The 14693-nt window shown below is 60.8% G+C and carries 9 protein-coding genes; all 9 read right to left on the bottom strand.

Features of this window, described 5'->3' with window-relative positions; genetic code table 11:
• Nucleotides 1-415 precede the first annotated feature (415 nt).
• Nucleotides 416-1375 (bottom strand): glycosyltransferase family 2 protein, encoded by a 960-nt coding sequence (locus ABD687_RS18695; protein ID WP_310288999.1) that lies wholly within the window; start codon nt 1373-1375, stop codon nt 416-418.
• Complete coding sequence (locus ABD687_RS18690; protein WP_310289001.1) at nt 1372-2178, bottom strand: glycosyltransferase family 2 protein; 807 nt, start codon at nt 2176-2178, stop codon at nt 1372-1374. Before ABD687_RS18690 ends, ABD687_RS18695 begins: the two co-directional genes overlap by 4 nt.
• 808 nt (nt 2179-2986) lie before the next feature.
• A complete protein-coding gene (locus ABD687_RS18685) occupies nt 2987-5629 on the bottom strand; it encodes a LuxR C-terminal-related transcriptional regulator (RefSeq protein ID WP_310289002.1) in 2643 nt (880 codons plus the stop codon).
• Complete coding sequence (locus ABD687_RS18680; RefSeq protein ID WP_310289005.1) at nt 5626-7704, bottom strand: response regulator transcription factor; 2079 nt, start codon at nt 7702-7704, stop codon at nt 5626-5628. Before ABD687_RS18680 ends, ABD687_RS18685 begins: the two co-directional genes overlap by 4 nt.
• A 599-nt stretch (nt 7705-8303) precedes the next feature.
• On the bottom strand, nt 8304-10112 hold the full coding sequence (locus ABD687_RS18675) for an ATP-binding cassette domain-containing protein (protein WP_302262761.1): 1809 nt from the start codon (nt 10110-10112) through the stop codon (nt 8304-8306).
• 18 nt (nt 10113-10130) lie between these two features.
• Complete coding sequence (locus tag ABD687_RS18670; protein WP_302262762.1) at nt 10131-11072, bottom strand: 4-(cytidine 5'-diphospho)-2-C-methyl-D-erythritol kinase; 942 nt, start codon at nt 11070-11072, stop codon at nt 10131-10133.
• Entirely contained in the window at nt 11069-11950 is an 882-nt protein-coding gene (rsmA, locus tag ABD687_RS18665; protein WP_264268232.1) for a 16S rRNA (adenine(1518)-N(6)/adenine(1519)-N(6))-dimethyltransferase RsmA, read from the bottom strand. The genes ABD687_RS18670 and rsmA overlap by 4 nt, the downstream gene beginning before the upstream one ends.
• A 181-nt stretch (nt 11951-12131) precedes the next feature.
• On the bottom strand, nt 12132-13247 hold the full coding sequence (locus ABD687_RS18660; RefSeq protein WP_310289010.1) for a resuscitation-promoting factor: 1116 nt from the start codon (nt 13245-13247) through the stop codon (nt 12132-12134).
• A 320-nt stretch (nt 13248-13567) separates the two neighbouring features.
• The gene (locus tag ABD687_RS18655) at nt 13568-14527 is read right to left on the bottom strand and encodes a TatD family hydrolase (RefSeq protein WP_310289013.1); all 960 of its coding nucleotides are present in this window, start codon (nt 14525-14527) and stop codon (nt 13568-13570) included.
• Nucleotides 14528-14693 lie beyond the last annotated feature (166 nt).

Genomic DNA, 14693 nt, shown 5'->3' with positions numbered 1-14693 from the left:
CAGTGCCGGCGCGGCTGTTCCGCCATGAAATGGGCTCGGGATCGAAGCCGTTGTCTCCGGGCATCGAGTCGCCCGCCATTGAATCAAGATAACCACAGCCGCCCCCAGTGGTGGTTTTAAGTGGCGAAGACTAGTTCGCCATTGAAACAGCACCCTACGCCTTGACAGGCAAATTTTGAAGAGCGGTTGGACTATTTGGCAAACTCGAGACTCTCGGGCACCACTCGGTTGCACATCAGCATCATCGTCGTTGTCGCACACGGCCTGACGATGCGCCGACCACACATTGTCGAACTGCCGCAGCCAAGGGTGCCGCTGGCGGAGAAACCCGCGAACGTCCCCTCGACCGGCCTTGGAGCGCAGACGGTCCCCGCAGGCGGGACATCGCGGACCCTTGGTCATCATGGCAGAGCAACTATGCGACATTCCTGACAGGTTCCGGGACAAGCGAGCCACGCGCATAACCTACACATGTCGCCAGGAGTCCACCTACGATCGCCAGGGACATTCCCAACGGCCTAAGCGAACGGTTCCTCAACGCCGTTCCAATGCCCTGACTGACCCCGGCAGGCAGAACGGTCAATACGTAGGATTTCTCCGTGTGCAGTCTTTCCGCGTGCTCGTTGATCCGGGCGGACTGACGCCTGACTATGACTGACTTGCTCACTCCCTCCCAATAGCAGCGCCTCATGAAGTAAGCCAACCGGTGACGTTCCAGGGTGACCCGGTGATTCACCACAGCCTTGCGGCAAAGCACCACTCGATGGTTTGCCGAATGTTGCCTCATGCGCATGGATAGCTCGGTTTCTTCGCCGCCGACAGGTTTGGCACCGATCCTTCCAAGTCCGGACGAAAAGCCACCGCTGTCGACTATGCTCGCGCGTCTAAATCCCATGGATGATCCAATAGGGTTCCTGATGTAATCGCCATCCGCGGGAAGCCCGACATAGCTGCAACCGACAACCCACAGGAACTCTTCGGGAAACCAGGATGGCGGTTGTCCTGCATCCCATTTAGGCAGCGCCATTCCGCCGACTCCAACCACGTCGGAGTGAATAAACGGTTCGGTCATGTACCGGACCCATTGCGTGTCCGCAACGGCATCGTCATCAAGAAATAGGACGATTTCTCCCGATGCCCTGGCGACTCCCGAGTTCCTTGCCCCTGAGAGCCCTTTGGCTTCAGTGTTCGCGACCACCACGGCATCCGAGAATTGCTCTCGGGCCCGCTCCAACAATCGTGGATTGTAGTCAATCACGATGATCACTTCTGCTGGTTCCATCGACTGGCAGGCCAGTGAAGCCCTGGCCCTGACCAAGTCGTTCCAGCGTGATTCGGTAAATGCACAAATGACAACAGAAACTAAACGTTTCATGCCTGGCCCAGGCCTCTCCGGTGCAGGGTGTTCCCAGCTGTTCGGGCATTCCAAAACGAATCGGGAGCGCCCGCTGACCGCGCAACAGACATTCTTTCGACAATCAAGGTGCGCAGACAGCGGCCACCGTCCCGGAACGTGTTCAGGTTACTTTCACCGTTGAGCCGATCCGCCTCGAAGCTTGGAACTTCTGCGATCTTCAGTCCCGCCTTGACTGCACGAATGCTCATCATCGTTTCGATCTCAAAACCGTCACCCCAAACGTGGCCAAGAGACGAATTGAAAGGATCCGGGAAGTCGAATGCCTCCACGCTTTCCTTTGTCATGGCGTTGAACCCGTAGCAGAGGTCTGTGTAGGCGGTTCTGAAGAAAGCGTTGGCGATGCCATTCAGGAAATGATTCCCCAATGTCCGAAGTCTCGTGATATCGGTGCTTCCGCCCCCTGGCAGGAACCGGCTGCCCCTGACATATTCCGCACCGTCGTCCATGGCCGAAAGAAAAGCCGCAATTTCGGCTGGGTCCATGGAACCATCCGCATCGATGGCCACGATCCGTTCACAACTCGCCGAAGCGAAGCCAGCGACGAGGGCGTTGCCTTTGCCCCTTCGAGCTTGTTGAATCACCACGATGTCAGGAATGACGTCCCGAGCAACCCCCACTGTTCCGTCGGTTGATCCCCCATCGACGAGAATGAATTCATCTATTCCAGGCGGCAATGCCTCGAGCACATGGCCCACGTTTAGTTCTTCGTTGAACGTGGGCACGACAAGCGAAACGCTTGCACCACCTTGTAATCCGCGCATCTAAATTACCCCCAAGTAGTTTAGGAAAGTTGCATCCCAAAAATGTGGATGCGGTGTCGCATTGTCCGATCAATAGCGACGCAAGCGCGCAGTATCCCCATCGCGGCGACGAGGCATTCTGTGAGCGCTGTAAGCCCAAGGCTATGCACCAAGGCGGGGTTGGCCACGCGTAAAAAGCACTCTAGTGAGGGCGTTTTCCCCGGCGTTTCACCTAGCCCACTACTCCCTTTCGAGGTAAGTTGACTGCTCCCTGGATCTGCACAGGACGCAGGTAGGGCTTATGCGGAGCGGGCCGCATGTCAACCCGAAAAAGTTGCTCCGCGACCTTGGACCTCATGCCTTGTAGTGAGGGAGTACATGAATCGACGTCAGCCTTCGCCGACCGCACAAGGCAAATTGGCGAAGACTGACGGGCGACGAGCTCTTGCCTTGAACTGCTCAACGGTTGGTAGCAACAGGTATTGTCCGGGACCGGATAAAGGTGCCGCTTCAGTAGGACAAGGAGCCGACGGCTGCTGGGGGGTCGATCGCCCAAGATGGACAATCGCCAACCGCCGACTCCAGTCCTGAATACGCAGGCGGTTTACGCTAACGCCTGCCTATACCCGGCGTATTATTCGAATGGAAATCGCGAATCCAGTGCACGTAATTCGATCAACCAACCAATATTCTTCCCCGGGCTAATTCAAAGAATAGTCAGGCCATGGGACGATAACCACGCGTATTGGATACCTTATTGTTGACCGGTAACTACGCGAAATTGTCGATCGTCCACTCGAATTTCCACCAACGCCTTCGATTGCTCAGCCTAACCAAGGTTTCCTAGTTCCGCGCGTCCACTGATCCCTAGCTTGGCAAAGATCCGGTAGAGGTGTCCCTCGACTGTGCGTTGCGAAACTGTCAGGCTTTGTGCAATTTCCCTGTTGCTTTTCCCCTGGCCGACCAACTCGATGATCTCCTTTTCACGGTTTGTCACCCCACGTTCATTCATGGTCTCGCTCAACGCTCCCCAACTCTGGCCACCAAGTTCCGTGACCCACGAAGCCAATTGACGCAGCAGGACCCCACGCTTCCTCTCGTCGATGCCATCGCTGTGGCCACGCAGACACGAAGCAAGAAGTTCGGCTCCAAGACAGGTCTCCCCGCAAGAAAACATCAGCTCAGCTGCACCGACGATGTCTACCAATTGCCCTGAGCGCACCATGCCCATGGCAGCCGCAAGTGTGCCGCATCGTCGACCCACACCTTCGGAGCTCAGTCTCTCGAGGCGGTCCAGCGCCCTCGGTCGGTCACGGAGACCATTCGACATTTTCCACAACAAGATCAGCAGGTGGTGTTCTGTCTGGCTGCGTTTCTCTGCACGGGCCCGTTCGATGAGTGCGACCATGGCTTCCGGTTCCTTCGGCGACCTCGATAGTTGCCGGTATCCGGTGGCCAACATCAAAACGTCGGTGTTTTCGACGCGACCATTTCCGTGTTCGATGAGGTTTTCGCGACGGTCTTGGCCTCCGCCGAACGTGGCACCCTCCGTTTGCGATTCTTGGAAGCCGTACAGCGCCTCGGCCAAGGGGTACAGGCCGTCGGGGTCGTGGCAGGCCAATTCCGCCCGGGCTTCGTCCAGGAAATTTCTGGCAAGCGGCCACCGCCCTTGCTGGATCGTTGCAAATGCCGACCAGAAATTAAGCATGCCGCTTCTATCCAGCTGCACTTCCAGTGAGCCGGAGCGTCCCGATTCATTGAGAGCACCGATCGTTGCATAGTCGCCGACGGCAAACAACGATCGCAAGCCAGCTGCCAGTAGGGGGTGAAATTCAATGTTTTCGGAGGGGGAACATGCACTCATCGATTGCAGAGATTCAAGGGCAAGATCGGCAGCTTCAACAAAGCTGCCCATGTCCATCAGGATTTCGCATATGAGTTCGCGGCAAATGAGCAATTCGGTGCCGTTGTCGTCGCATAATTTTTCACACCGCCTGGCCCTGTCCAGAATTGATCCTAGGTCCGTGCGGTCAACAAGCTCGATGCGCATTTCAAGAATCTCGATGGCCCGCTGATTCCGGGCAATTTCTCGCGCTTCCCCCGGCTCGTCCAATGATTCCAGTCTTGCTGTGCAGCTTTTCCATTCCTGTAGGAGGTGCTGTGTCTCTTCTCGGCTGCCGGCGTTGCGGCGCAAGGCAACGCTTTGCATTAGCTTCATTTCGCGTAGGTGCGCCACATCGGGACATTGCCAACAGAACTTTCCTACCGTATCCATGACCTCCTGGTACCTGCGCATACCCATCAAGGCACGCACCTCTTCCCGGGCGAATGCTGGCCTGCCCCCAAGTACATTCGAGTGTTGACACAAGCGCCAAGCCGTCGGGAAATCCAGCTGGTTATTGGCCAGCGTGGTTGCTTCAAGGACAAGCCGGGTTTCAAGGTGTCTGCCGTTTTCACATGCCCACAACACGGACTCGGGCAGACTTCCATGGTCGACTGAGCGCTGGATGACCCGCTCCATCAGTTGCAAGTTGCGCCCGGGCGGGATGAGGTCCCGAAGGATCTGGGCATGGATAGGCGCCGCAATTTCAACCCGAGACTCGGCAACTTGCCTCACCAGTCCGGCGTCGACTAGCCTGCCGACGTCCGCACCAGTGTACTTCGCCAACAACGTGACCTCTTCTGCTCCGCCCAGGGCCAGTATTTCCAGCGCCGTCGCAGCAGCGGTGTCGAGACGTTGTTGAATTCGGATGACTGCATCGGCCAGGTGCACATCCAGATTGATCCGCGATTGCTCGAGGACATACCTTCCCCGAGATTCAACAAGGATCTCCTGTTGTTTGGCAGAACGCAGGAAAGCTCCTACGAGCATTCCGTTGCCGCCGCAGACTGCGGCGATAACCCGCGCAGAGGCTGTGGTCGGCAACCGTCCGAGTTCCTCCTGGCAGTAGTCTGCGACGTCACGGTCGGAGAACCTCCCCAGTATGATCCTGGCCAGTCGCGCTCCGAGCTCACTCCCCGCCACCACACGCTCGCTGTGTCCCTGCCCCACTGTCATCAAAATCAACTTGATACAACCAGCCGATGCCAGCTGTGTCAGGACAAAGGCACTCGCCTCATCCAGGTGTTCGGCCTCTTCCACCACCACGATTGTCTTTCCGCCCGGTTTCGGTGAACGCAAGAGGCTCCATACGTGTTTCAGGACTCCTGCTTCATTCAGGGGTTCTGTGAAATCGACCAATAGTGGTGACAAGGTCCCGAAATTGCTTTCGCCGAGCACGGCAGAACAAAGCAAGCGAACCGCCTCCAGCTTTTCTCCTCTCAGCACCCTGTCCACCAGCGATGATTTTTCGCATCCAATCGGGCCCGAAAGCACGACTCCCGTTGATGCAGGATCTGTCAATATTTTTGCCAGCTCCCGGCGTGCCGCCAGCCTGGCACGACCGGGAACTTCCCGCTCCCCCGCGCTCATGACGCGACACGGTTATTGAGACCCAGGGTCCCGACCAAGGAGCTAAGTTCACGCCGTCCACCCAAGGACAGTTTCGAATAGATTTGATAGAGATGCCCCTCAACCGTGCGGATAGAGACACCGGCGTCATCGGCAATTTGCTGGTTGTTCATACCTTGCGCCGCAGCCGAAGCCACCATTTTTTCGCGGTTCGTTAGCATTTGAAGCACCTCGGATTCTTGACCCGGGAAATGTTCATTGCCTGAGGTCGGATGTGCCCCGTTTCCCCTGCGCTTGCGATTGACGAAACCTGCAACTGCTGTCTTTCCTGCCGCCGAGATTGAATCAAGGAAATGGTTTGACTCCGGCAAGGCGTAAACCACAAAACCCGCGTCCACCAACTTTTCGAGACCGGCCAGCGTTGACGATTCGTGTCCGTTTTGCCAGCCTGCATATATGAGTGCGAATGCCAGCCCGATCGTCGTCGTCGTTTGCGTAGAAGGCCGCCAAGGTTGGACGCTTGGCTGAAGCCCGTTCCGCAAAGCAGCTAGCCTGCAAAGGATTTTTCCGTTGCCAGTCCCCTGGAGCTGGCTCTCCTCCATGTTCCGCCCTATAGCGGAGCTGGTTCCAACCGAAGACAGCAACTCTGTAAACCACCAGCGTGCTGTTTCCCAGCTTCTGTCGAAAGGCATCCTGGCGTGTTCGGCAACGCGGCCAGATTCGCTTGCGTAGACAAGCATGGCCCGGACTATCCAAAGATCGTAGTCATGCCCTGATACCTGAAGTTGGGCAAGTGACGATTCCAGTACGGGAAGTGCAAGACTCAGGCGACCTGCGGTAACGTCCAAAATGGTTTCGGCGATGACAACGGCTTCGAACAGTTCTGCAGGCAGTTCATCGAGGTAGCGAGTGATGATGTTGGCTATGGATTGCTCCGCGGTTTCGAGTTCACCATCCAAGAGACTGTTCCGCAGCTCGTCGAGGAGCCGACACAGGTTCCTTGACGATGGGGTTTTTATGTGGGTCTGTTCGCACCATGGCCTTCCCTGCCCTGAAATGAAAGCAAAGAAGTTGCCCTTGTCGTTGATTGAATGACCGACCGCGGCCGCGCGGCTTTCGCTCCCAAGGGATTCCTGGAGAAACGTGGAGCTGTGCGTGACTTCCTCGAGTGACTGGCCGATTCTTCTAACAAATCCAGAGCTGATGAGGTGGTCGACGTCTTTTAGTCGATCCCGATTCAGCCCCACGAGCCGTATCGTTCCATGTCTCGCCAGTCTCTGGAGAAAGCGCCTCTCGGAGTGACTTAACATTGACATTTGGGCCCAGGCCAACGCTTCCACGCGGCCGCCCCGCGGCCATGCCCCGGGGAGCAAAACGAGGTGCTCCCCCTGGAGGCACAGCTTGCCATTGGTTATCGCCTCACGAGCAAGGGCCACCAACAAGCCCATGTTTCCATGCGCGCGATGCCATAGTGCGCCCGTTGTCAGAGGTGTTGGAACGGCATTGAACTCTTTGATGAGAACCCGATGCACTTCGTCAAGTCCCAGCGGCTCAAAGCATATTTCGGTACAGCCTGCTCTGCCGGTGATAGGTAGGAATTCAGGGGGCATGATTTCACCGTGCACCATCAGCAATATGACCAACGCGCTCCGGCTGAATGCCATTTGAGCCAGCGCATCCTTGGATTGACGGTCCAACAACTGAGGATACTGAACGACAACCACTGGCCGATCAGGGTTTCGCTTGGCAATGGCCCGCATGATTCCCGTCAGGCCGAGCTGTTCGATTTCTGCGACATCGGCCAGTAGGAATGCCAACGCACCGAAGCCCATTTTTTGTGCATATACCGTTCCGCTGACGTGAATCGGCTCGCACGAGGCATCCACTGCTCTGATCGCTTGGGCCACCAAATCCACACGGTCGTCAGCATGGCTTCCAGTCAACACCACGGACATTGAGTTGTTGTCTGTGATGGCGTCCTTGATCAGATCCAAATAGTGCTCACGCGTTCGTCCTCCCCAGGACTTCCCGCTGTTTTTTTCCCCTGTACCGTTGGTGGTGCCCAATAAATCAGGACGCCAAGCAAGATCCAACATCGTTATTCACCTGTTCCCCAACTACCGGCAAAATATGCGTGTGCCCGTCCCCAAGACAGTCTCATGCAACTTGCAAGCCATCCTACGGCGACTTGGCCAAGTAATCACCAGTTTCGAACATTTTCGTTCCCTTTAGTGCAGACTTTCCACGAAGGTCCCCGTGTGTCTCATGTCAATGGGGGTTAACCGCTTGGTAACGGAACCAGCGAAACGTCTTTAGTTCGGCCTGCGACTTTACATCCAGGCGCTGATGGATCTGGTGTCGGTGGCCCTGAATATTGCGAACCTTCTGCGCAACCGTTGGGAGATTTGGCGACTGGTAGCGCCGGTGGCGCCCTCACTGAACGTGGCCCCGTCAAGATGGCCCACGCCATCGAATAGTTCGGTTTCAGGCTCGCCTAGGCAAGCCGGTTAAGCCCGGCCAGATCCGCGGGTGGCCGTTGTTCCCTTGGTGACGTATGTGATTCGGAGTGTGAATCGAACCAATCCACGACTTCCGCCCTTCTCCGTTTGGCATTTTTGCCAAACGGGGAAGCGGATTTGTTAGGTCACGTGAGGTTTTCTAGGAGTGGGCGGTAGCGAAGTCGTGGGTCGAACAGTTACTCACCCAAGGTTTCAGCGGCTTCCAGCCAAGCCATTTCGAGTTCTTCCTTTTCCATTTCGACTCCACGCAGGGTGGCATTGAGCGTTGATACCTCGTCGAATTTCATGGCTTCGGACGCCACCGCCATCTGACCGTGGAGCTTCTCAATCAAGGACTCGAGCTTGTTCATCTGGCGCTCGACGCGGTTCAGCTCCTTGCGGGCCTCGCGCTTCTCGGCCTCGCTCGGGCCGGTGGATTCGGCCACCGCGGCGGGTCCGGACTTGTCCGTGGGCGCTCCGGTATTGCCGCCGCCCTGCGCACCGGAACGCAGCTCCAGGTACTGGTCGACGCCGCCGGGCAGCCCGCGCAGCTTACCGTCGCCCAGGAGCGCGACCTGGTGGTCGGTCACGCGTTCGAGCAGGTAGCGGTCGTGGGAGACGACCACAAGGGTGCCAGGCCAGCCGTCGAGCATGTCCTCAATGGCGGCCAGCGTGTCGGTGTCCAGGTCGTTGGTGGGTTCGTCGAGCATCAGCACGTTCGGCTCGCCGATGAGCAGGCGCAGCAACTGCAGCCGGCGGCGCTCACCGCCGGAGAGCTCCTTGACCGGGGTCCACTGCTTGTCGGTGCCGAAGCCCAGCTGCTCGGCCAGTTGCCCTGCGGAGACTTCCTTGCCGCCGACCTCGAAGGACATCCGCTCGGCCTTGATGACCTCGATCAGGCGCATGTCCTTGACCTCGTCGAGCTCCTTGACCTCCTGGGTCAGGATGGCGGTCTTTACGGTCTTGCCGCGCTTGATGAGCCCGGACGTGGGCTCGATCTGGCCGTTGAGCAGTTGCAGCAGAGTGGACTTGCCGGCGCCGTTGACGCCCACAATGCCCACGCGTTCGCCCGGGGCCAGGCGGAAGGTGATGTTGTTGAACAGCGGCTTGCCCGTGCCGAAGTCCAGGGAGACGTGTTCGAGGTCGAGCACGTCCTTGCCCAGGCGCGCGGTGGCCATCTTGTTCAGTTCCACGGTGTCGCGGGCCGCAGGGACGTCGGCGATCAGCGTGTTGGCCGCCTCGATGCGGAACTTGGGCTTGGCGGTGCGGGCCGGGGCGCCGCGGCGCAGCCAGGCCAGTTCCTTCTTGACCAGTTGCTGGCGCTTGCTCTCCACCACCGCGGCGGTGCGGTCGCGCTCGGCGCGGGCCAGCACGTAGGCGGCGTAGCCTCCATCAAACGGGTCCACGGTGCCATCGTGCACTTCCCAGGTCCGCGTGCAGATCTCGTCCAGGAACCAGCGGTCGTGGGTGACCACCAGCAGCCCGTTGGCGTTGGCGCGCCAGCGGTCCTTCAGGTGCTTGGCCAGCCAGGCGACGCCCTCGACGTCGAGGTGGTTGGTGGGCTCGTCGAGCATGATCACTTCGTGCTCGCCGATGAGCAGCTTGGCCAGGGCGACGCGGCGCTTCTGCCCGCCGGAGAGGGAGTTGACCTCCGCGTGCCAGTCGACCTCGCCGACCAGACCGCCCATGACCTCGCGCACCAGCGGGTTGGAGGCCCATTCGTGGTCGGCTGCCTCCCCGACGATGGCTTCCCCGACCGAGAGAGCCCCGTCGAGCACGTCGGACTGGTCCAGATAGGCCACGCGGACGTCCCCGCGCTTGGTCACCCGGCCCTCGTCCGGGCTCATGCGGCCGGCCAGTAGGCGCATGAGCGTGGATTTGCCGTCGCCGTTGCGTCCGACCATGCCAATGCGATCCCCGTCCTCCAAGCCCAGGGAGAGCGAGTCAAGGACGGTACGGGTGCCGAAGGACATGGAAACGTTTTCGGCGCCGAGCAGGTGGGCCACGTTGTGGTGCTCCTTTTGTTACGGGGATTCGATGACGGTGGGCAGGATACCGGCTCCGGGGACCGGGCCGTGGACCTGCAGGGTTGCCACGCCCGCTTCGTCGGAAAGCTGGGCGATGATTTCAGCGCCGTGGGGCTGGTCGCGGGCGAGCAGGGCCAGCGTCGGACCGGAACCGGAGACCAGCGCGTGCAGTGCGCCAGCGGCCTCGCCGACGTCGCGCACCACGCCCAGTTCCGGGGCCAGGGCCAGGGCCGCACGGGTCATGTCGTTCACGAGCAGGGGCGCCAACGCGTCCAGGTCCCCGTCCAACAGTGCCCCGACCATGCGCGGGTCGACCTCGGTGGGGGTTTCGACGACCTCGTTGGCCCGCAACCGGTCGAGCATGCCGTACACGCGCGGAGTGGACAGCCCGTAAGAGGCAGGGACCAGCACCCAGTCGGTGCGCGTGCGCAACAACAGCGGGGCCAGCTCGTCGCCCACACCCAGGCCGACGGCGGCGCCGCCCTGCAGGGCGAAAGGCACGTCGGCGCCCAGGCGGGCGCCCAAGCGGGAAAGTTCCTCGCGGGTCAGCCCGGTGCCCCACAGGGCGTTGCACGCCACGAGCGTGGCGGCGGCGTCGGCTGATCCCCCGCCCATGCCCCCGGCGATGGGCACGCGCTTGGTGATGCACAAATCGACCCCGGCGTAGTGTCCGGTGTGTTCGCGCAGCAGCATTGCCGCCTTGACCACGAGGTTTTCCGGACCCAGCGGGAATGACTCAGGGTCGGAGACCGCGGTGGAGTCCGGGTGCAGGAAGACCTGGATTTCCTCGTCGTCCCGGGCGGTGGCGGCAACGTCCTCATAAAGGGAGACGGCCAGGTACAGACTGGCCACCGAGTGGTAGCCGTCCTCGCGGGGCGGTCCGACCCTGAAGTAGCAGTTGATTTTTCCCGGGGCACGGGCAACGACCGATTGGGTCATGGGGCTGCCGGTTCGTTGGCGACCTTCGCCTCGGCAATGGCGGCGAATTCGGCGATGCCGAGCTTTTCCCCGCGGGCCTGCGGATCGACTCCCGCCGCCAGCAGTGCGGCCTCGGCCAGGGCAGGGGATCCCGCCCAGCCGGCCAGGGCTGCGCGCAGCGTCTTGCGGCGCTGGGCAAAGGCGGCGTCGATGACGGCGAAGACCTCGCGCCGGGTGGCTGTGGTCTCAGGAGGGGTGCCGCGTTCGAAGCTGACCAGCCCGGAGTTGATCTTGGGTGCGGGCCAGAAGACGTTCATGCCGATGACGCCGGCCTTGCGCATGGTGCCGTACCAGGCGCCCTTGACCGAGGGCACCCCGTAGGTCTTGTTGCCCGGGCCGGCTGCCATGCGGTCGGCGACCTCGTCCTGGACCATGACCAAGCCGTGCTGCAGCGAGGGGAAATGCTCGAGCAAGTGGAGCACCACCGGCACAGCGACGTTGTAGGGCAGGTTCGCCACCAGGGCCGTGGGCGGGTGCTCAAGCTCGGTGACCTTCAGCGCGTCGGAGAGGATGACAGTGAGGTTCGCTGCCTTCTCCGGGCGGAATTCGGCCGCGGTCCGCGGCAGCCGGGCGGCAAGCTTCGGGTCGATTTCCACCGCAACGACGCGGGCGGCGGCATCGAGCAGGCCCAGGGTCAGCGAGCCGAGGCCCGGCCCGACCTCGAGCACGGTCTCGGCAGGATCGAGCTTGGCGGTCGCCACGATGCGCCGGATGGTGTTTCCGTCGATGACGAAGTTCTGCCCCAGGGTCTTGGTGGGGCGCACGTCGAGCTCACCGGCGAGGCGGCGGATCTCGGTGGCACCGAGCAGTGGTGGCGGGGTCGATTCTACGGAAGTCACGTATCAATCCTAGTTCAGGGCCCGTGCGCCGCCGACCGGGGCGTCCGCTGCGGGTGGCTCACGGGGGTGTTGCTGCCATCAACAATGGGTCCCGCCCTATCCAAGGCGGAACCCATTGTTCATTGTGAAATCTTGTGCACCTGTGCGGTGGTGCATCGGGCCGTCGGGCCCGGTATGTCTGTTAGCGCAGGCCCAGCTTGCTGGAGCATGCGGGCCAGTGGCCCCAGCCGCCGCTGCCGCGCAGCACCTCGGCCGTGGCAACCTGCTCGGAAGGCGATGCCTGGTGCGGCAGCGGCGCGTACTTGCCGCCGCCGGCGCCGAGCCAGCTGCTGGCGGAGAACTGCAGGCCGCCGTAGTAGCCGTTGCCGGTGTTGATCGACCAGTTGCCGCCGGACTCGCACTTGGCCAAAGCGGCCCAGGTGCTCGACACGCTGCCGGAAGTCGTGGGTGCCTTGGCCTTGACCTCGGGCTTGGGCTTCGGCTTTGGCTTGGTGCCTACGGAAACCTCGGCGTCAACGGCCTTGGTGGTGACCTTGTCGCTGGTCAGCTCGCGCTTGGATTCCTTGCCGTCGCGCAACGTAACGGTGTAGGTGAGCGTGCGTTCGCCGTCCTTGCCCTCTTCGAGGGTCTTCTTGGTGCCAACCAGTGCGTCGGAGTCCTTGACGGTGTCGGTGCCGTGTTCTATCGACTCGGTCTCGGTGACGGTCTTGGTCTTGACGCGAACGACCTTCAGTTCCATGTCCTGCACGATGGCGTCCGCGACCTTGGCGTTGATCTCGTCATCCTTGTCCAGGGAGATCTTGGCTGCCTTGAGTGCATCGCCGACGGTCTCGGCGGTGGTGTTCAGCTTCTTGTTCTTGCCATCGGCTGTGATCGAAACGTCCTTGGGAGTGGAAATCTCGATGGTGCTGGCCAGCGAGGCCAGGGCCATTGCGCGGGCCTGCTCGATCTGTGCCTTTTCGGAAACGTTGAGTTGGTCCACGACATCTGCCACGGTCAGGCCAGTGGTGTGCACGACGCGGTCGACGCCGTCGATGCTCACATTGACTTCCTTGTGGCGCTTGATGTCGATGAGGGTACCCTCGGCGACTGGTGCATCCAGGGCCGGGGAGATTTCGTCGCGTTCACCAAGGGTGATCGACGAGTCCTCCAGGACATCTGACACGGTGGCGGCGCGAGTGGTGATGCTCTGGCTCTCGCCGTCGACGGCGACGGCAAGGGTCTTGTTGCCTCCGACGAACATGACCAGACCGAGTATCAACGCGGTCAAAACGGCTGCTTGCGCGCCGATCTTCACCCAACGATTCTTGAGGGCATTCTGCACAGGATTCCAAACTTAGGTCTAACCCGGGCACGGGGGCAGATCGATGCGTACACGGCGGGTGAACGGTTGCTCCCGGCAAAACCGGGCGCAGCCCACCGTGTGCCCATTGATTGGTGCGAGCACAATCCAATTCTTTTCATCTGTCGATGTCGCGTTGCGGTGCGAGGTTCCCCTCCGCAGGCAGAATCAAATGCACCCGGGAACCTTCCCCGATCCCGGCTACTAAAAACCAACCGTAACCGAATCGTAATAAGGTCGCAAGCACTTCGTGCTTGCCTTGCGCCCAAAACGGGCTAGAACTCCCCGTAGACACGGTTCGTGTTTGCCGCCAGTGTCCGGCAATATTCCTCCAGCTCCGCCCCCACGGCTTCGGCCATGAAACGCACCGTTTGCGGGATCAGGTAACTGGCGTTTGGGCGACCCCTGTAGGGATGCGGGGTGAGGAACGGAGCATCGGTCTCCACCAGCACCAATTCGGGGTTGGCTACCAATAATGCATCGCGCAGGTCGTGCGAATTCTTGAATGTCACGGTCCCGGAGAAGGACAGGTACCAGCCGTTGGCGTTGCAGATCTTGGCCAGTTCGGCATCGCCCGAAAAACAGTGGAATACCACGCGCTCGGGAAGTTCCTCGCTTTCCAGGACGCGCACCACATCGTGATGTGCATCACGATCGTGGATTTGCAGGGCCTTGGAGTGCTCGCGGGCGATGCGGATGTGCTCACGGAAGGAGTGTTCCTGGGCCGGCCGGCCGGCCTCGCCGGTGCGGAAATAATCCAGCCCGGTTTCCCCCACGGCACGCACGCGGCCATGGGCCGCCAACTCCTCGATCCGGGCAATCGCGGAATCCAGCTCTCCCGTGGCGGCCAGGCGCGCGGCATCGTTGGGGTGGATCGCCACGGCGGCCAGCACCCGGGGATCCTCAGTTGCCGCGCGGACAGCGAATTCGGAGGATTCCACGTCGCAACCGACTTGGATGACACCGGGTACGCCCACGGCATTTGCCGCATCCAGCGCCTGGGCGACGGTGACGTGGACCGAGCCATCGCGGAAGTCCAGATGCGTATGGTTGTCTGGCACGCCAAAGGGCAACGGGGCCGGCGCGGGCGGGTAGGAGAGGTCGCGCTTCTTGCCCTGTTCGTCCTTGGCATTCCGGATCGGGGCGCCCGACTCCCCCGCTACCGGGGCGGGCAGGTAGGCCTCCGGCACCCCTTGCGTCCTCGAGGTTTGCGCCGTTTGTTCCGCCGTAGACATGGTTGCCACGTCCCCTTCACTAGATGCCCCTGCTTCCCGGGGGCAATGACCACTCGCCCATCCAGCCTACGCGGAAGAAAAAGACGATTGATTTAGTGTGATGCGGGGCACAACTTTGGCAGTATCGTTGGGATGGAGGGCCTCGACCGCCCACCCAACGGATGCG

Source organism: Paeniglutamicibacter sulfureus, from assembly GCF_039535115.1.
GTDB lineage: Bacteria > Actinomycetota > Actinomycetes > Actinomycetales > Micrococcaceae > Paeniglutamicibacter > Paeniglutamicibacter sulfureus.
The sequence above is the reverse complement of the archived record's forward strand: the minus strand, read 5'-3'. Positions and strand labels throughout refer to the sequence as shown.